Here is a 17,319-nt window from a genome sequence, read left to right as displayed (position 1 = left end):
GGCCCTACCGGTCCTTGTCGTCGCCGTCCTCGTCCGGATCGGCGGATTTGAGCGACGACAGCTTGGCGAAGACGGCGTCGGCGTCGAGTTCCTTCTCGCCCTCGCTTTCCTCTCCGGCGGGCGCGCCATCCTTGCCGACCGGCAGGCTTTCGGTCGCCGAGGCCGGCAATAGCGTCTCGTCGGGGCTCTGCTGTTGCGGCGCGCCGCGTGAGGCGCGCTGAACCTCCAGGTCGAGGTCAATCTGCGAACACAGGCCGAGCGTGACCGGATCCATCGGCTGCAGATTGGCCGAATTCCAGTGCGTGCGGTTGCGGATCTGCTCGATGGTCGATTTGGTGGTGCCGACGAGGCGTGAAATCTGGGCGTCCTTCAATTCGGGATGGTTGCGCACCAGCCACAAAATCGCGTTGGGACGGTCCTGCCGCTTCGAAAGCGGCGTGTAGCGCGGGCCGCGCCGCTTCTTTTCGGGAATGCGCACCTTGGGCTCGGACAGTTTGGGCCGGTAGTTCGGATCGTTCTCGGCCCGGGCGATTTCGTCGCGCGTCAACTGCCCGGTGGTGATGGGGTCCATGCCCTTGATGCCCTGCGCCGATTCGCCGTCGGCGATCGCCTTCACCTCGAGCGGATGCAGGTGACAGAAAAAGGCGATCTGGTCGAACGACATCGCCGTGTTGTCCACCAGCCAGACCGCGGTCGCTTTGGGCATGAGAAGCTGATTGGCCATGATACAATCGTCCTTTCTTCGCCCGCGTCCCTCACGCGGGCGGTGGTTGAAGCCACCAGAATGGGAAATCGAGCAGGCTATATCGCGTCTTGCAACGGTGCGCAACGTGCCTGTGTGTCGATAGCGCCCGCCCGCCGATCACATTTGCCGGCGGGCAGGGGGGGCGATGCTAGAGCGACTGGCAACGCGCAGCGTCGAAGAAGCTGTCGACCAAGGGGGCGAAGGTTGCGTCCGGCCGGAAAATCCGCACCACGACGATGCCGATATCCTCCTCGACCTCGATGATGACCGAGCCGGCCAGGTCTTCGGGCAGATCCTTGCGCAGGTCGATCATCTGGTCGGGCGAGACCACGACCAGATCCAAAAGCCCGTCGGAGGCGGTGCGGTCGTTCAGGCTGTAGATATTGTGCCCCCAGCGATTGTAGAGCGAGACCGACCAGAACAGCGGTTTCTCCGTCGCCTGCACCCGCACCCCGCTTTCGGAAAGGTCGAAGCGGCAGGCGCCGGCGGCCATGAAGGGGTCGGGCGCGCGCGCGCCGCGCGTGGCCGAGGCGGTTTCCGGCAGCCGGACGAAGCTGTTGGGCGCGCCGGCCTGCTCCAGGCGCGACCAGGCATCGCGCTCGGCATAGGCCGGCAGCAGAAGCAGGATCGCGATGTGCACGATCGCGGCGCCGATCAGGCCGGACAGGAGGACGTAAGCCAGCCTAAGCATCGCAGCCGGTCCTGTAGATGGCGGGCAGCGCGATGTCGCGGGCGTCGGCGCCGTTGGCCACCGGCGTGTCGTAGAGCGTGAGCACCAGCGTCATTTCGCCGGTTCCCGTCACGGCAAGCCAATTGCCGGGGGCGGGGGCGCGGCCGATGGCGATGTCGAAGCTGTTGTCGGCCCGGCGCAGGATCTGGCGCGAATGCAGCCCGTCGGCGGGCCGCTGCGGCTGCGGCGCGGCGTGACCGGTCCTGTCGGTAGCATAAAGGGTCCAGAAGCGCGCGACCGGCACGCCGCCCTCGAGGCGGTAGCGGCATTGCCGGCGCAGGCCCTGTCCGGAGGAATCGCGCTCGGCCAGGAAATAAAGCCCTTCGGCGCGCCCCAGCGGCAGTTCGCCGTCGCGCGCGATGCGCGCCCGGCCGTAGGGGTCGACCTGCGGCGTGCCGGAAGCGGGATAGGCGGTCCAGGCCCCGACCCTGAGCGTGTCGAGCCCGTCAATGGCGTTGAGCGCGAACCAGACCGAGGCGCCGCCGCCGCCGACAGCGATCGCGACCACCAGGGCGATGTAGAGCGGAACGCGCATTAGCCGGGCCTCGCCGGCAAGGCCCGGCCAAGGCGCGCGCGCAGACGGGGCGGACAAGGCGCGGACGGCACGGCGCGGATACTCAAAGCGCCGACGAGGTGTCGCGTTCGCTGGCGACCCGGATCGGCGCGGCTTCGCGGAAAAGCCGCGTCATCTGACGCAACAGCCGGGTGGTTGCCGCCGACATTACCGGCGGCCGGCCGGCGGCCTCGCCGTCACCGTCGCCGTCGGCGCCGGCATCGGCGACCTTGGGCGCGTCCTTGCCCTCCAGGAACGGCTTGTCGATGCCGGGGATCGGCTTCAACTCGATATTGTTGTGGGCGTAGGTCATCAGCCGCTTCCAAGTCATCGCCGGCAGCGAGCCGCCCGTCATGTTGCGCGTGGGGGTCGACTCGTCGTTGCCGAACCAGACCGCGGCGGTGTAGTTGCCGGTGAAGCCGACATACCAGGCGTCCTTGTAGGCCTGGGTGGTGCCGGTCTTGCCGGCGCTGCGGATGCCGTCGAGCGCGGAGCGCCGCGCCGTGCCGATCTCCGGCACCTGGACCATGATGGAGTTCATGTAGCCGACCGACTGCTCGCTCAAAACCCGCTGCGGCTCCGGCGCGTCGCGGCGCCAGTCGTAAACGACCTCGCCGGAATGGGTGCGAAGCTGGGTGATGCCGTGCCGCCGGCCGGCGAGGCCGCCATTGGCGAAGACGTGAAAGCCGGTCGCCTGGTCGAGCACGGTCAGCCCCGACGTGCCCAGAACCATGGTCTTGTCGGAAAACACCGGCGATTCGATGCCCATCGCCTCGGCCAGTTCCTTGATCGGCTTGATGCCCAGATGCTCCTTGGCCAGGCGCACCGGCACGGTGTTGATCGACTTGATCAGCGCGGTGGAGAGCGGGATGCTGCCGCGATAGCCGCGCGAATAGTTTTTCGGCGACCAGCGCCCCCAGGTGATCGGCGCGTCGCGCACGATGGTGTCGGGCGTGAAGCCGTTTTCCATCGCGGTCGCATAGACATAGGGCTTGAAGGAGGAGCCGACCTGGCGCAGCGCGCGGGTGGCGCGGTTGAACTGGCTGGTGCCGTAGTCGCGCCCGCCGACGATGGCGCGCACCGCGCCGCCGTCGTCGATGACGACGATCGCGCCCTGCTTGACGCCGTAATCCTTGCCGTACTGGCGCAGATGGTATTCCAGCGCCTCCTCGGCCGCCGACTGGATGTTCATGTCGAGCGTGGTGCGCGCGACCAGCGAATGGGTTGGCAGCCGCGCCGCCAGTTCCTTGACCTCCTCGAACACCCAGTCGAGGAAATAGTCGGGATGCTGCTGGTTGTCGCGGTCGACGACATTGGCCGGCTCGCGCCGGGCCGCGATAACCTGGCCCTCGGTCATGAAGCCGGCCTGGACGATGTTGGTCAGCACCTCGTTGGCGCGGGCGCGCGCGGCCGGCAGGTTGATGTGCGGCGCGTAGCGCGCCGGCGCCTTGAACAGGCCGGCCAGCATCGCCGCCTCGGCGAGGTCGACGTCCTTGATGCCCTTGTCGAAATAGAAGTCGGCCGCCGCCGTGATGCCGAACGTGCCGCCGCCCATATAGGCGCGGTCGAGATAGAGCTGCAGGATCTCCTTCTTGGTCAGGTTCACCTCCAGCCACACCGACAGGAAGGCTTCCTTGACCTTGCGCTCGATGGTGCGCTCGTTGGACAGGAAAAGGTTCTTGGCCAGCTGCTGCGAGATGGTGGAGCCGCCCTGGACGACGGAATTGGCGCGCATGTTTTCCGTCATCGCCCTGGCGAGGCCGATGACGTCGATGCCGTAATGGTCGAAGAAGCGCCGGTCCTCGGTCGCCAGCACCGCCTTGATGACGTGGTCGGGGATCTCGTCGACCGGCACGGAATCGCGCTGGATGATGCCGCGCTGGCCGATCTCGTTGCCGTAGCGGTCGAGCACGGTGACGGCATAGTCGGCCTGGGCGCGCCAGTTGCCGGCGGTTTCCTCGAAGGCGGGCATGGCCAGCGCCAGGAGTACGACCGAGCCGGCCGCGCCGAGCGTGACGCTCTCGCTCAGCGCCTCCACCACGCCGCGGCGCCAGCCATAGACGCGGAACCGGCGGAAGAAGATGGTGATCGTTTCCCAGATCTCGCCGGCCTTGAACCCGGCCTCATAGAGGCTGGAATCGATCCAGGCGTCGATCTCGAGCAGTTTCGAGGTTCGCGGGGCGCGTGTCTTTTTTTGTTCGAATGGGTTGTCCATCAACCGCTTGTCCGTAAGCCATCGGGCAGGCAAGCTGCGTTCCCATACGGGCGAATTTCAGGCGGCCCACCACTTCCGCTGCGGCATCATTGCACCAAAGCGGCCGGCGCATACAAGGAAAAACCGGCCGCAGACCTTTGCAACTTCGCGTCATCGTAAAGAGGGTAGGAAAATATTCCAGAACGCCGGGGCGATGGCCCGGCGGGGAACGGACGTCCGTTTGCGGGCGGGGCGGCGGGAGAGGCGTCGGCACGCGCGGTATGGCTCCGCGCCGACCGGGCACGGCGGCGACGCGCATCTGCGGTGCCGGCTGGCGGTGTTTGACTTCCGGGAGCGTCGCCGCGCTGGTCGAGCCCGGCGATCCTGTCCTACCTTCCACGTCAACACCGCCACCACGGCATCCGCTCGCGAAGCGCTGGTGCGCAACGTGCCCCGCGACACCACGCTCTACACCGACGAATCCCGCCTCTACACCGATACCGGCAAGGAATATGCCGGCCACCGCACGGTGAAGCACACCGCGAAGGAATACGCCCGCCGCGAAGGCGCTGTTGTCGTGCACACCAACACGATCGAAAACGTGTTCTCCATCTTCAAACGCGGCATGACCGGTGTCGATCAGCATTGCGGCGAAGCGTATCTGCACCGCTACCTTGCTGAATTTGACTTCCGCTATAACCGCCGCGCTGCTCTAGGCGTCGAAGATCAGGCGCGGACTATTGCTGCGATCAAAGGTGCGGAAGGCAAGCGTCTCACCTATCACCAACCTCACTAAGCCTGTTTTCCGGCATCGCGCCGCCCGCTTTTTGCGCTGGCGGAAGAAGCATCGGAAGAAGTAGCGGCCTTCTTGCCGCGCTTCTTTTGTTGCGCCGGAACCCCAATGGGAGTCATGCTCTTAAGCGGCGCGGGAGGGGTGTTCACGGCCGATTTGAGCAGCCTGCGAAAGCGATCCTCGGCTTCATTGTCGCCGTAGCGTTCTTCTGTGCAATTGTTATCCATGGGAGGACTCTATCATGGCAGCCGACGTTCCCAGATCCCCTGAAGAAGCCCAGAATATCTTTTGGCAGGAAATCACCCGGTTAAACGAAAATGCACAGAGTACCACCGCGATTCTGACGGCCGCATCCCTAGATTCGTTTCTGCAGACGATCATCACATCCAAAATGCCGAAACTCAATGCCGATCTGAGAGACAAGATGTTCTCTGGATATGGGCCCTTTTCATCGTTTTCGGCCAAAATCGATAGCGCATATGCCATGGGTCTCATCGACAAGACGATGCACACTGAGATGCACATAGTCCGTAGAATTCGGAATGAGTTTTCCCATCCCAAAGACTTCAGGCCGGTCACGTTCCAACATCCCGCGCTCAAGACAATTTTTGAGAAGTTCGCAGATTATACCGACCACAACGTGGACAAGAGCATGTTCCTTACGGTGAAGTTCAAGGACATGCTGAAACGGCTACAGCCTGCAATCAATGCCGCCTATCTGATGCAAGGCATTCACCGTAAAGGTGCGTCCGCGCCGCCTTCATCGAACTGAAAATCCTAACAAGGGTTTCTTCTTCGTCCACTCCGCGATCCGGATGATACCAATAAAGGTGGCGTAGCCCCGCCTCGATCATCTCGGGCGTAATCTCGATCTCTCTGCAATCTTTGTCGTTGTCGGGTGCGCCAGGCATGGGGAGCCTCCATTGTCAGGCGCATACCAGCACTAGTGGTTGTGGTGCGAAAGGGATAATTAGGAAAAAAATCCTTGACACCGTGACGGGGCTTTGGTAGGGTTCGGCTATCGTCGGACAGTTGCGCCAGATTGGCCGGTCGGGCCGGAGGCGCGGGGGTGTTGCGAGACATCGCCAATGTCCGCGACAGGCGAAATCCTGGACGACGACGTTCCAGACGACGAAAAACCCAAACACAAGAAAACGATCGGGATCGGTTGATGGTGCTGGCTGCGGCGGCGCGCTGGGCGGCGGCGCGGCGCGTGTTCGAGGACGGGAAAGCGGGGTTTGCCACGATCGCGCAGCTGACCGGCTGCGGCGAGGCCAGCCTGGTCCGCCGGGTCCGGCGCGAGGGCTGGCGGGCGCCGCAGCAGACCGAGATCACGCCGGACCATCTGGCGCGGCTGCGGCGCGAGCTGGCGCGCTGGATCGGCCGTATCGAGACACTCGGCGCCGCGCTCGAGGCCGGGGAGGGCGGGGTCGACAAGGCCGATCTCGACGCCGCGCTGGCTGCGTTTCGCGCCCTGGAGAAGGCCGAGGACATGGCCCGCGCCCAGATGACGGAAGACACCATAAATAATGACGCCGAAAAGGCCGCCGTCCTGGAGAAGATCAATCAGCGCATCGTCGCGCTCGCCCACGAATTCGCCGCCGAGATCGTCGACGGAGGCGGCGGCGGCGCGGGAGGCGGGATGGACGCCGAGCCAGGATGAGGCCTGGACGATCCGCCACGAATGGATGGTCTTTGCCCGCGCGCGGCAATATCCGCTGCTGTGGCCGCCCGGACGCTCCTGGCTGGTGCTGGGCGGGCGCGGGGCGGGCAAGACGCGGCTGGGGGCGGAATGGATCGACATGCTGGTGCGCGGCCTGCCGCCCTTCGCCCACCGCAAATACGGCCGGCTGGCGCTGATCGGCGAGACGCTGGCCGACGTGCGCGAGGTGATGATCGACGGGCTGTCGGGGATCGCCGCGCGCGCCCGGCAGGCGCGGCCGCGCTACGAGCCCTCGCGGCGGCGGCTGGTGTGGCCGGGCGGGGCGACGGCGCAGATCTTTTCCTCGGAGGATCCCGAGAGCCTGCGCGGGCCGCAATTCGACGCCGCCTGGTGCGACGAGGCCGGCAAATGGCGCCATGCCGAGGCCTGTTTCGACATGCTGCAGTTCGGCCTGCGGGTCGGGCCGGCGCCGAAACAGCTGATCACCACCACGCCGCGACCGACCCCGCTTCTGCGCCGGCTGCTGGCCGACCCGGCGGTGACGGTGACGCGCATGAAAACGGTCGACAACCAGGCCCATCTGGCGGCCGGTTTCATCGACTGGCTGCGGACCCGCTACGGCGGCACGCGGCTCGGCCGCCAGGAAATGGACGGCGAGATGATCGCCGACCGCGAGGACGCGTTGTGGTCGCGCCAGATGGTGGAACGCACCGCCGGGGGACGGGCGGACGAGACGCCCGGCCGCATCGTGGTGGCGGTCGACCCGCCGGCGAGCGCGCGCCGCACCTCGGACGCCTGCGGCATCGTTGTGGCGGGCGCGGTCGGTGACGGTCGGGCGCTGGTGATGGCCGACGCGACGATGCGCCGGGCGCGGCCGACGGCGTGGGCGCAAAAGGCGGTGGCCCTTTACCACCGCTATGCGGCCGACAGTATCGTGGTCGAGGTCAACCAGGGCGGCGACATGGTGTCGACCGTCATCCACGGCGTCGATGCGAGCGTGGCGGTCAAGCCGGTACGGGCGACGCGCGGCAAGTGGCTGCGCGCCGAGCCGGTGGCCGCCCTCTACGAGCAGGGGCGCGTGGCGCATGCCAGGCGGTTTCCCGAGCTCGAGGACGAGATGTGCGATTTCGGCCCCGGCGGGCTTTCCGACGGCCGCTCTCCCGACCGGCTCGACGCGTTGGTGTGGGCGCTGACCGAACTGCTTCTGGGACCGCACGCAACGCCGCGCATCCGCGAAATCCACTAGAGCCGTTCTGCTTTTCCCGGATTGGCAGACCGGCTCCAACCTATTGTTTTAACGCGTTTCCGAACGGCGAGCCGGCTTCCACTTCGCCTGGAAACGCCATAGCGCAGGAATTTTCGATGACCTGGAACTGGCCGTGGGCGCCGCGCCCCAACGGTGCGACGACGGCTGCCGAGACAAAGCAGGCCGGGCCGATCGGTTTCGTCGCGCTGCATATGCAAAACGAGGCGAACTGGACCCGGCGCGACTATGGCGCGCTTGCCCGCGAGGGCTTCATGCGCAACCCGGTCGTGCACCGCTGCGTGCGGCTGATCGCCGAGACGGCCGCCGCGGTGCCGTGGCTGCTCTACGAGGGCGCGGCCGAACACGGCGAGCACCCGCTGATGGAACTGATCGACCGGCCGAACCCGCGCCAGGCCGGCGGTGCCTTCTTCGAGGCGCTCTACGGCCATCTTCTGCTTTCGGGCAACGCCTATGCGGAACTGGTCGAGGCCGGCACCGATGGGCGCGAACTGCATTTGCTGCGGCCCGACCGGGTGGCGGTGGTCAGCGACGAGGCCGGTTGGCCGGTGGCGCTCGACCACCGGCATGACGGCTCGAAGAGGCGCGTGCCGCTGGGGCGGCCGGGCGCGGGCGCGGCGCAGTTTTCGCTCTTTCACCCGCTCGACGACCATTACGGCTTTCCGCCGTTGCAGGCCGCGCTGATGGCGCTCGACACCCACAACGCCGCCGGGCGCTGGAACAAGGCGCTGCTCGACAATTCGGCCCGGCCGTCGGGAGCGTTGGTCTATGCGCCGAAGGACGGCGCCAATCTGACCGAGGAGCAGTTCGAGCGCCTGAAGGCGGAACTGGAGCAGGGCTATGGCGGGCCGACGCGCGCCGGGCGGCCGCTGCTTCTGGAAGGCGGGCTCGACTGGAAGGCGATGGGCCTGTCGCCAAAGGACATGGATTTCATGCAGGCCAAGAACGGCGCGGCGCGCGACGTGGCGCTCGCCTTCGGCGTGCCGCCGATGCTGCTGGGCATTCCCGGCGACAACACTTATGCCAATTACGCCGAGGCCAACCGGGCGTTCTACCGCCTGACGGTGCTGCCGCTGGTCGGCCGCATCGCCAAGGACCTTTCCGCCTTCCTGGGGCCGGCCTTCGGGCGTGGCCTGCGGTTCTGGTACGACGCCGACCGCATCGAGGGCCTTTCAGGCGAGCGCGATGCGCTGTGGGCGCGGGTCGACGCGGCAAGCTTCCTCGGCGACGACGAAAAGCGCGAGGCGGTCGGCTATCCGCCGAGGGGGAGGTAGCGACCGGGACCGGGTTTCGCCCCGACCAGCCGCGCGTGCCGAAGGGCAATCCCGATGGCGGCCAGTGGACCGACGAGGGGTGCTGTGCGCGGGTGATACCGGTTCAGGCCAGGCCGCCTGGCGGTCGCGGCGGCCCGCGCCGTGTCGGGGGACGCTGGCGAAACGTGCCGCCGGCGCAGGCGACGCAGCTGGCAATCAGCAACAGCTACATGCGTGCGGCCGTGCAGCGTGTACGGGAACTCGATCCGAGATGGAAACCGCGTCCGAGCGCGTACGAGACGGTGGAGGGTGAGATTGCCGCCAACCGGGCAGCGATGCGCGAGGCCGAGGCCGGGCTGCTGGAACTGCAGCGCATGGGGATCGGACCGGGTCCATACGCCAAGGAATCGCTGCCGGCGCGCAGTTCCGGACGAAACCGGACAGCGGAGGAAATTCGCGAGATCAATCGCATCGGACGCAATTATGGCTGCCACACGTGCGGGACGAAGGATCCGGGGACACCGGTGGTCTGGTTGAGGATTGAATAGCCGGGTCCGAATCTGGCTCAACCATCCCGAGCCGGCCGACAAGCTTATTGTCGGTTGGGGCTGAGCCAGGACCTCTTACAACAGCACACGAGCACCCGGCGAACCTCGACCGGGGGGACGATCGAGTGCTGCCAGGCCCGGCATCGGACCGCCGCGTTTCAGTAAAATCGGAGAAGGACTTGACCGACGTACCGGATGCCGCCTGGCAATGGGCGGCCAAGGGCGCGGGCGCGATAGCGGGGTCTGCCGTCTCGCTCGCCTACATGTTGCCGCGAACCCGGCGCGAGGCGGCGATCCGCTTCGCCGTCGGGGTGGTCTGCGGCCTGGTGTTCGGCACGGTCGCCGGGCTCAAGATCGCCGCCGAACTCGGCATCGCCGACGCGATCGGCACCGCCGAGACCATGCTGATGGGCGCGGCCGCGGCGAGCCTGTGCGCCTGGTGGGCGCTGGGGCTGGTCATGCGTCTCCTGCAGCGCTGGCCAGCGGGCGGGCGTGTGCCGGACGTGGGAGGGAACCGCGATGAACGTTGACACGGCGCGGACAAGGGACGCGGCCGGCTGGGCGCGCCCCGGCGCGGGCGCCGGCAAAGGCGGCCGTTTTCGCGGCTACGCCAGCCTGTTCGGCCGGCTCGACCAGGGCCGCGATCTGATCGAGCCGGGCGCGTTTGCGCGCGCGCTGGCCGAAAAGGGGCCGAGCGGCATCCGCATGCTGTTCCAGCACGATCCTGCCCAGCCGATCGGGCGCTGGCTCGCCCTGTGCGAGGACGCGCGCGGCCTGTTTGTCGAAGGCGTGCTGTCGCCGGGTGTCGGGCGGGCGCGCGAAGTCCGTGCGCTGATTGCCGAAGGTGCCATCGACGGACTGTCGATCGGCTTTCGCACCGTGCGCGCGGCGCGCGACCCGCGCCGGCGCGTGCGCCGCATCCTGGAGGCCGATCTGTGGGAAATCTCGGTCGTGACCTTCCCGATGCTGACCGGCGCCCGCGTCGAGGCGATCGGCCCCGATAGCGAGGCGATTTCGCCGCCGGGCGATCTCGCCGGCATCATCCGCGCCGCAACATTCTTGATCGAAGGAAAGGAACCGCAATGACGCAAAAGGGCATCGCCGCTCCCGAACACAAGGCCGAAACCGGCGCATCGCCGGAGATCGCGCCGGCCTTCGCCGAATTCATGCACGCCTTCGAGGCGTTCAAGCAGACCAATGACGAGCGTCTGGCCGCCGTCGAGGGCAAGGCGGCCGGCGACGTGCTGGTGGAGGAACGGCTAGACCGCATTTCCCAGGCGCTGGACGAGCAGCGCCGGGCGCTCGACGGGCTGCTGATCGGCAAGGCGCGCCCGCCGCTGGGCGGGGCCGGCTTCGCGGCCGGCGCGTCCGGCGAGCACAAGGACGCCTTCCATGCCTATATGCGCTCCGGCGACGACCGCGCCCTGCGGGCGCTGGACACCAAGGCGATGTCCTACGGCTCGGGCCAGGACGGCGGCTATCTGGTGCCCGACGAGACGGAGGCGGCGATCGGCAAGCGGCTGGCCGCGCTGTCGCCGATCCGCGGTATCGCGTCGGTGCGGCAGGTATCGGGCGCGGTGCTGAAAAAGCCCTTCGCGCTGAGCGGGCCGGCGGTCGGCTGGGTCGGCGAGACGGCGGCACGGCCCGAGACGACCAGCACGACCCTGGCCGAGCTGCAGTTTCCGACCATGGAGATCTACGCCATGCCGGCGGCGACCGCCTCGCTGCTCGACGACAGCGCGGTCGACCTCGACGACTGGATCACCGGCGAGATCGAAACCGCCTTTGCCGAGCAGGAAGGCGTGGCCTTCGTGGTCGGCGACGGCGTCAACAAGCCGCGCGGCTTTCTCGACTACGATCAGGTCGGCGAAAGCGCCTGGGTGTGGGGCAAGCTCGGTTACGTGGCGACCGGGGTCGACGGCGCGCTGCCGGCGAGCGACGCCTCCGACGTGCTGATTGACACGATCTATGCGCTGAAGGCCGGCTACCGGCAGAATGCCGGCTGGGTGATGAACCGCAAGACGCAGGCCGCGATCCGCAAGCTCAAGGATGGCGACGGCAATTATCTGTGGCAGCCCCCGGCGACCCCCGGCAGCCGGGCCATGCTGATGGGGTTCCCGCTGGTCGAGGCCGAGGACATGCCCGACATCGCCAGCAACGCCACCGCGATCGCCTTCGGCGATTTCGGCCGCGGCTATCTGGTGGTCGACCGTACCGGCGTGCGTGTGTTGCGCGATCCCTACTCGGCCAAACCCTACGTGCTGTTTTACACCACAAAGCGGGTCGGCGGCGGCGTGCAGGATTTCGACGCCATCAAACTGTTGAAATTCGGCGTGTCCTGATCCGCGATCCGCTTCGCCATGGCGTCCTGGCGCCATGGCTTACGGCTCCGGCCAGCGCCGGGGCCGCCTCGTGTCAAAAAAATTCCAACGACGAAGGATTTTCGATGGCGCTGTTTCGCACCGTCGCGCCGCCGGTCGAGCCGCTGACCGTGGCCGAATGCCGGGCGTTTCTGCGCCTCGACCACACGGCCGAGGACGATCTGATCACCGGCCTGATCCGGGCGGCGCGCGAGGAGGTGGAGCGACATGCCGGCCTTGCGCTGATCGACCAGGACTGGCGGCTGGTGCTCGACGGCTGGCCGCGCGGCGGGGTGGCGCATCTGCGCCGGCACCCCGTGCGCGAGATCCTCTCCGTGACGATCTATGACGAGGAGGGCGCGGCGTCGCTTGCCGACCCGGCCGACTATCAGCTCGACGGGCTGTCGCGGCCGGCGCGGCTTTTCATGCGAGAGCCGGCACGGCCGGGACTGGCGATGAACGGGATCGAGATCGATTTCCGCGCCGGTTTCGGGGCCTCGGGCGTCGACGTGCCCGATCTGCTGAAGCGGGCGATGACGCTGCTCGTGTCGCACTGGTACGAGTTTCGCGCCGGGTTCGGCGCGCGCGACCAGCCGGTGTCGCTGCCCGACGGCTATCGGCGCCTGATGGCGGGCTACCGACCGAAGGCGCTGTTGTGAGGCGCGCGCGCATCGATCCCGGCGCGCTGCGCGCACGGCTGACGCTAGAGGCGGCGGACACGGTCGTCGACGCGACCGGCGGCCATGTCGAGGACTGGAATGCGGTGGCGACCGTGTTTGCCCGCCTGGAACCGATCACCGCATCGAGCCGCTTCGGTCCCGACCAGCGCATCGAGCGGGTGACGCACCGCATCACCATCCGCCATCGCGACGACGTGGCGAGCGGCATGCGTTTTCGCGCCGGCGCGCGGCTGTTTGCGATCCGTCATCTGCACGATCCCGACGAGAGCGGCCGCTATCTCGTCTGCCAGAGCGAGGAGGAGGGGCGATGAAAATTGCCGTGCGCCTGACGCTGGACGGTCTGGTGCGCGCCCTCAGGAGCAGGGCGCATGCACGCGCCGATGAACGTGTGCAGCACGATCACGCCCGGCGGCTTCGAGCCGAGGGACGCAAAGGGCGCGCAGGCGCGCCCGGCGCGCACATGCATCAGGCGGGAGGCGCGCGTGGCGGCCGCAGCGATTGAACTGCAGGCGGCCGTTCATGCGGCCCTGAGCGCCGACGCCGCCCTGACGACGCGGCTGGGCGGTCCACGCATCTACGATCACGCGCCGGCCAACGTGCCGTTTCCCTACGTCACCTTCGGTCGCACCAGCGTTTACGACTGGAGCACGGGCACCGAGAGCGGCACCGAGCAGCTTTTCAGCCTGCACGTGTGGTCGAAGGCGCGCGGCAAGGCCGAAACCCTGGAGATCATGGACCTGATCGGGCCGGTCCTGGCCGCGCAGCCGGTGCCGCTGGCCGAGGGCCGGCTGGTGCTGATGCGGCTCGACTTCGCCGAGGTGCGCTACGATGACGACCTCGCCCTCTACAGGGGGGTGTTGCGGTTTCGCGCGCTGATCGAGGCGGCGGGCTGAGCGCCGGCTGCGTCATCGCGAATTTTCCAGACACGAAAGGACCGCGTTCATGGGTGCGCAGAAGGGCAGGGACCTGTTGCTGAAACTCGACATAGACGGGATGGGCGGATTTCTGACCGTCGCCGGCCTCAGGGCGCGGCGACTGGCGTTCAACAGCGAGACGGTCGACATCACCGATTCGGACTCGGCCGGCCGCTGGCGCGAATTGCTGGCCGGCTCGGGCGTGCAGCGCGCTTCCGTGAGCGGATCGGGCATCTTCAAGGACGCGCAGTCTGATGGCGAGATCCGCGCCCGCTTCTTTTCCGGCGCCACCGACGCCTGGCAGGTCGTGGTGCCCGATTTCGGCACGGTGGAGGGGCCCTTCCAGATCACGGCGCTGGAATATGCCGGCAGTTACGATGCCGAAGTAACCTTTGAACTGGCGCTGGAATCGGCCGGCGCGATCGGTTTTTCGGCAAGCTGATGATCATCAATCCGCAGCGCGGCGAGATCGCCGCCGAGCTCGACGGCACCCGCTACCGTCTGTGCCTGACGCTGGGCGCGCTGGCCGAACTGGAAGCCGGTTTCGGGGCGGACGACCTGCAAGCGCTCGTCAAGCGTATGGCGAGCGGCCGGCTTTCGGCCCGTGACCTGGCGCGCATCGTCGGCGCGGGCCTGCGCGGCGGCGGCGCGTCGCTTAGCGACGAGGAAGTGATGGCGATGGCCGTCGACGGCGGCGTGGCCGGCTTCGCCGAGATCGTGGCGCGGCTTCTCACCGCCACTTTCGGGTCTGCCGAAGCCACGGCGCCCGAGCCGCGAGACTGAGCGGCCGGTTCCTGTGTCGCGAAGAGCAAGCAGGCGGCAGGCGATGGACTGGTCACGATTAATGGCGATCGGCTTCGGCGTGTTGCGGCTTTCGCCGGCCCAGTTCTGGGCCATGACGCCGAAGGAGTTTGCCTGCGCGAGCGGATTGGCTCGCCATCGCCACGGCGCCGTGCCGGACCGCGCCGTTCTCGAGGCCTTGATGGCCAGGTTTCCAGACCAGGGAGGCAAGGACCGAGATGAATGATACAGCGCGGATCGACCTGGAATTCGACGCCGAGTCCGTACGCAAGGTCTTCGACGACCTCAAAGGCCTGTCGGACGATTTCGGCGCACGCCTGACGAACGCGTTCAAACGGGCCGCCTTCAGCGGCCGGGCCCTGGAGGACGTGTTGCGACGCCTCGCCCTCAGCCTGTCGGAGATGGCGCTCGGCAAGGCGCTGGCGCCGCTGCAGAACCTGATCGGCGCGGGCATGTCCGGCCTGTTCGACATGCTGCTGAAGGCCGTTCCGCATGCCAAAGGCGGGGTTCCGGGCAAACCGACTCGGTTCGCGTCCGGCGGGGTGGTGTCGCAACCGACCTATTTTCCGATGCGGGGCGGGCTCGGCCTGATGGGCGAGGCCGGCGCGGAGGCGATCCTGCCGCTCGCGCGCGGCGCCGACGGCCGCCTGGGCGTGGCCGCAGGCGGGACGGCCGCGCCGGTCAATATCGTGTTCAACGTGACGACGCCGGACGCCGCCTCGTTCCGCAAATCCGAAGCGCAGATCACCGGCATGATCGCGCGCGCCGCCTCGCGCGGCGCCCGCTCGCTTTGACCGGACCGGGTCGACAGGCAAAACGGGGGGAGGCGGCATGGCCGAACTTGACGCGTTTCACGAGGTGTTGTTTCCGAGCGCGGTGTCTTTCGGGGCGACCGGCGGGCCGGTGCGGCGCAACGAGATCGTGACGCTGACTTCGGGGCGGGAAAGGCGCAATGCCAGGTTCGCCGATTCCCGACGCAGCTACGATGCCGGTACCGGGCTGCGCTCGTTGGAAGACGTTTACGCGGTGCTCGCCTTTTTCGAGGCGCGGCGCGGATCGCTGCACGGTTTCCGCTTTCGCGATCCGTTCGACCGCAAATCCTGCGCGCCGGAGCAAACGCCGTCCGCCCTCGACCAGGCGATCGGAACCGGCGACGCCACCACCGCCGCCTATCAGCTTGTCAAGCGTTACGGTTCGGGGCCAGACGCCTATGCGCGTGCGATCCGCAAGCCGGTCGAGGGCACCGTCAGCGTCGCGGTGGACGGTGTGGAGGCAGCAGCCGGTGCCGATTTCGCCGTCGACGTCACCACCGGTATCGTCACGTTCGCGCTCGGCTCGATTCCCCCGGTGGGGCTGGAGATCACGGCCGGTTACGAATTCGACGTTCCCGTCCGCTTCGATAGCGAGGCGCTGTCGGTCAGCCTTGCCGCCTTCAAGGCCGGCCAGATTCCCGCCGTTCCCTTGATCGAGGTGCTGTCGTGAGCGCCTTTCCGCCCGGCCTTCTGGCGCATCTGCAACGCGAGGTGACGACGGTATGCCAGTGCTGGCGCCTCGTGCGGAGCGACGCGACGGTTCTGGGTTTCACCGACCACGACCGCGCGCTCGTCGTCGACGGAACGTCGTGTATGCCAGGTTCGGGGTTCTCGGCCAGCGAAGCGCGCGAAAGCCTCGGCCTGGCGGTCGATACCGTCGATATCGAGGGGGCGCTGGCCTCGGCCGACCTCGACGCCGAGGAAATCGCGGCCGGGCGTTTCGACGGCGCGACGGTCGAGACCTTCCTGGTCAATTGGCGCGCGCCCGACCAGCACGCGCTGCTGCGCAGGGCGGTGATCGGCAAGATCACGGTTGAGGACGGGCGGTTTCGCGCCGAACTGGAAAGCCAAAAGCGTCATCTCGACCAGCCGCGCGGACGCTGGTTCCGGCGCGGCTGCGACGCGGAGCTGGGCGACGCGCGTTGCGGCGTCGCCCTCGACCAGCCCGCATTTACCGGTGCGGGAACGGTCTGCGCCGTCGTCACCGCCGACATGGTGGAGGTCGACGGCCTCGAGGCGTTTGAACCAGGCTGGTTTTCCAACGGCATCCTGATCTGCCTCGACGGACCGCTGGCCGGCGCGCGCCACCGCATCCTCGCGCATCGGCGCGGCAGCGCGGCCGACGAACTGGTGATCTGGCGCGACACCGCGCCCCTGCCGCCTCCCGGTACGGCGGTGACGCTGCGCGCCGGCTGCGACAAGCATTTTTCCACCTGCAAGGCGAAATTCGGCAATCATCTGAATTTTCGCGGCTTTCCGCACCTGCCGGGCAACGATGTCGCCTATGGCTATGCGACGCCGGACGAAAGCTTCGACGGGAGCCCGCTGGTGCCATGAGCGTAAGGCCGGCATCGAACGGGTCCATTGGCGCGCGGGTCGTCGCCGAAGCGCTCGGCTGGGTGGGGACCCCCTACCGCCATCAGGGCTCGAAAAAGGGCGTCGGCTGCGACTGCCTGGGACTGGTGCGCGGTGTCTGGCGCGCGCTCTACGGGCGCGAACCCGAGCCGGTCGAAGCCTACCCGCCCGACTGGGCGGAAGCGGGTGGGCGCGACCGCCTGCTGGACGCCGCGCGCCGTCACTGTCGCGAGCGTCCGCTGGCGGCAGCATCGGCGGGCGATCTGGTGCTGTTTCGCTGGAAACCGGGACTGCCGGCCAAACATGCCGGCATCCTGCTTGCGCCGGATCGCTTCGTGCACGCCTATCAGGGCCATGCGGTCACGGTCTCCGCGCTCGTGCCGCAATGGCGCCGCCGCATCGCCGGCGTTTTCTCCTTTCCCGAACCCGACTGA

Annotated in this window: 24 protein-coding genes; 19 read left to right on the top strand and 5 right to left on the bottom strand. The window is 67.7% G+C overall.

Annotated features, from left to right (window positions below):
- Window positions 1-4: 4 nt before the first annotated feature.
- The 4 genes from C7T96_RS09810 to C7T96_RS09795 all read right to left on the bottom strand — a co-directional run bounded on the left by C7T96_RS09810 (window position 5) and on the right by C7T96_RS09795 (window position 4,243).
- Window positions 5-724 (bottom strand): DUF1013 domain-containing protein, encoded by a 720-nt coding sequence (locus tag C7T96_RS09810; RefSeq protein WP_106571053.1) that lies wholly within the window; start codon window positions 722-724, stop codon window positions 5-7.
- Window positions 725-893: 169 nt separating this feature from the next.
- Entirely contained in the window at window positions 894-1,436 is a 543-nt protein-coding gene (locus tag C7T96_RS09805; protein WP_106571052.1) for a DUF1254 domain-containing protein, read from the bottom strand.
- Entirely contained in the window at window positions 1,429-2,010 is a 582-nt protein-coding gene (locus C7T96_RS09800; protein WP_106571051.1) for a DUF1214 domain-containing protein, read from the bottom strand. The genes C7T96_RS09805 and C7T96_RS09800 overlap by 8 nt, the downstream gene beginning before the upstream one ends.
- Window positions 2,011-2,092: 82 nt before the next feature.
- Window positions 2,093-4,243: a penicillin-binding protein 1A gene (locus C7T96_RS09795; RefSeq protein ID WP_106571050.1), complete on the bottom strand. Its 2,151-nt coding sequence runs from the start codon at window positions 4,241-4,243 to the stop codon at window positions 2,093-2,095.
- A 193-nt stretch (window positions 4,244-4,436) separates the two neighbouring features.
- On the opposite strand from C7T96_RS09795, the gene C7T96_RS09790 reads away from it, so the two are divergent.
- The gene (locus C7T96_RS09790) at window positions 4,437-5,018 is read left to right on the top strand and encodes an IS1595 family transposase (protein WP_245414131.1); all 582 of its coding nucleotides are present in this window, start codon (window positions 4,437-4,439) and stop codon (window positions 5,016-5,018) included.
- On the opposite strand, the gene C7T96_RS23845 is transcribed toward C7T96_RS09790, so the two are convergent.
- Window positions 5,015-5,242, bottom strand: a complete 228-nt coding sequence (locus C7T96_RS23845) for a hypothetical protein (protein WP_146149159.1) — start codon at window positions 5,240-5,242, stop codon at window positions 5,015-5,017. The two genes, C7T96_RS09790 and C7T96_RS23845, sit on opposite strands and share 4 nt — an antisense overlap.
- Before the next feature lie 14 nt (window positions 5,243-5,256).
- Between C7T96_RS23845 and C7T96_RS09785 the strand changes: the two genes are divergently transcribed.
- The 18 genes from C7T96_RS09785 (at window position 5,257) to C7T96_RS09705 (ending at window position 17,319) form a co-directional block, all read left to right on the top strand.
- Complete coding sequence (locus C7T96_RS09785; RefSeq protein ID WP_106571049.1) at window positions 5,257-5,787, top strand: hypothetical protein; 531 nt, start codon at window positions 5,257-5,259, stop codon at window positions 5,785-5,787.
- 399 nt (window positions 5,788-6,186) lie between these two features.
- Window positions 6,187-6,678 (top strand): hypothetical protein, encoded by a 492-nt coding sequence (locus tag C7T96_RS24165; protein WP_199190444.1) that lies wholly within the window; start codon window positions 6,187-6,189, stop codon window positions 6,676-6,678.
- 25 nt (window positions 6,679-6,703) lie between these two features.
- Window positions 6,704-7,924, top strand: a complete 1,221-nt coding sequence (locus tag C7T96_RS09780) for a terminase family protein (protein WP_199190443.1) — start codon at window positions 6,704-6,706, stop codon at window positions 7,922-7,924.
- A 116-nt stretch (window positions 7,925-8,040) separates the two neighbouring features.
- Window positions 8,041-9,216: a phage portal protein gene (locus tag C7T96_RS09775; protein ID WP_106571047.1), complete on the top strand. Its 1,176-nt coding sequence runs from the start codon at window positions 8,041-8,043 to the stop codon at window positions 9,214-9,216.
- 35 nt (window positions 9,217-9,251) lie between these two features.
- Window positions 9,252-9,743, top strand: a complete 492-nt coding sequence (locus C7T96_RS09770; protein WP_146149158.1) for a hypothetical protein — start codon at window positions 9,252-9,254, stop codon at window positions 9,741-9,743.
- A 179-nt stretch (window positions 9,744-9,922) separates the two neighbouring features.
- Window positions 9,923-10,273, top strand: a complete 351-nt coding sequence (locus tag C7T96_RS09765; protein WP_106571045.1) for a DUF6107 family protein — start codon at window positions 9,923-9,925, stop codon at window positions 10,271-10,273.
- Complete coding sequence (locus tag C7T96_RS09760) at window positions 10,263-10,829, top strand: HK97 family phage prohead protease (RefSeq protein ID WP_106571044.1); 567 nt, start codon at window positions 10,263-10,265, stop codon at window positions 10,827-10,829. The genes C7T96_RS09765 and C7T96_RS09760 overlap by 11 nt, the downstream gene beginning before the upstream one ends.
- Window positions 10,826-12,085: a phage major capsid protein gene (locus tag C7T96_RS09755; protein ID WP_106571043.1), complete on the top strand. Its 1,260-nt coding sequence runs from the start codon at window positions 10,826-10,828 to the stop codon at window positions 12,083-12,085. Before C7T96_RS09760 ends, C7T96_RS09755 begins: the two co-directional genes overlap by 4 nt.
- 104 nt (window positions 12,086-12,189) lie before the next feature.
- Entirely contained in the window at window positions 12,190-12,762 is a 573-nt protein-coding gene (locus C7T96_RS09750; RefSeq protein ID WP_106571042.1) for a head-tail connector protein, read from the top strand.
- Window positions 12,759-13,094 (top strand): phage head closure protein, encoded by a 336-nt coding sequence (locus C7T96_RS09745; protein ID WP_106571041.1) that lies wholly within the window; start codon window positions 12,759-12,761, stop codon window positions 13,092-13,094. Before C7T96_RS09750 ends, C7T96_RS09745 begins: the two co-directional genes overlap by 4 nt.
- Window positions 13,095-13,151: 57 nt before the next feature.
- Window positions 13,152-13,676 (top strand): DUF3168 domain-containing protein, encoded by a 525-nt coding sequence (locus C7T96_RS09740; RefSeq protein ID WP_245414111.1) that lies wholly within the window; start codon window positions 13,152-13,154, stop codon window positions 13,674-13,676.
- A 49-nt stretch (window positions 13,677-13,725) separates the two neighbouring features.
- Window positions 13,726-14,139, top strand: a complete 414-nt coding sequence (locus C7T96_RS09735) for a phage major tail protein, TP901-1 family (protein WP_106571040.1) — start codon at window positions 13,726-13,728, stop codon at window positions 14,137-14,139.
- The gene (locus tag C7T96_RS09730) at window positions 14,136-14,480 is read left to right on the top strand and encodes a gene transfer agent family protein (protein WP_199190467.1); all 345 of its coding nucleotides are present in this window, start codon (window positions 14,136-14,138) and stop codon (window positions 14,478-14,480) included. The genes C7T96_RS09735 and C7T96_RS09730 overlap by 4 nt, the downstream gene beginning before the upstream one ends.
- 43 nt (window positions 14,481-14,523) lie before the next feature.
- Window positions 14,524-14,724 carry a rcc01693 family protein gene (locus tag C7T96_RS09725; protein WP_106571038.1) on the top strand — a complete coding sequence of 67 codons (201 nt, stop codon included), beginning with the start codon at window positions 14,524-14,526 and terminating at the stop codon, window positions 14,722-14,724.
- Complete coding sequence (locus tag C7T96_RS09720; protein WP_106571037.1) at window positions 14,717-15,292, top strand: phage tail tape measure protein; 576 nt, start codon at window positions 14,717-14,719, stop codon at window positions 15,290-15,292. Before C7T96_RS09725 ends, C7T96_RS09720 begins: the two co-directional genes overlap by 8 nt.
- 37 nt (window positions 15,293-15,329) lie before the next feature.
- Entirely contained in the window at window positions 15,330-15,980 is a 651-nt protein-coding gene (locus C7T96_RS09715; RefSeq protein ID WP_106571036.1) for a DUF2460 domain-containing protein, read from the top strand.
- A complete protein-coding gene (locus C7T96_RS09710) occupies window positions 15,977-16,867 on the top strand; it encodes a DUF2163 domain-containing protein (protein WP_106571035.1) in 891 nt (296 codons plus the stop codon). Before C7T96_RS09715 ends, C7T96_RS09710 begins: the two co-directional genes overlap by 4 nt.
- Window positions 16,864-17,319: an NlpC/P60 family protein gene (locus tag C7T96_RS09705; protein ID WP_106571034.1), complete on the top strand. Its 456-nt coding sequence runs from the start codon at window positions 16,864-16,866 to the stop codon at window positions 17,317-17,319. Before C7T96_RS09710 ends, C7T96_RS09705 begins: the two co-directional genes overlap by 4 nt.

The organism is Nitratireductor sp. StC3 (assembly GCF_003015025.1).
GTDB lineage: Bacteria > Pseudomonadota > Alphaproteobacteria > Rhizobiales > Rhizobiaceae > Mangrovimarina > Mangrovimarina alexandrii.
This window is presented reverse-complemented; position numbering and strand designations above follow the sequence as displayed.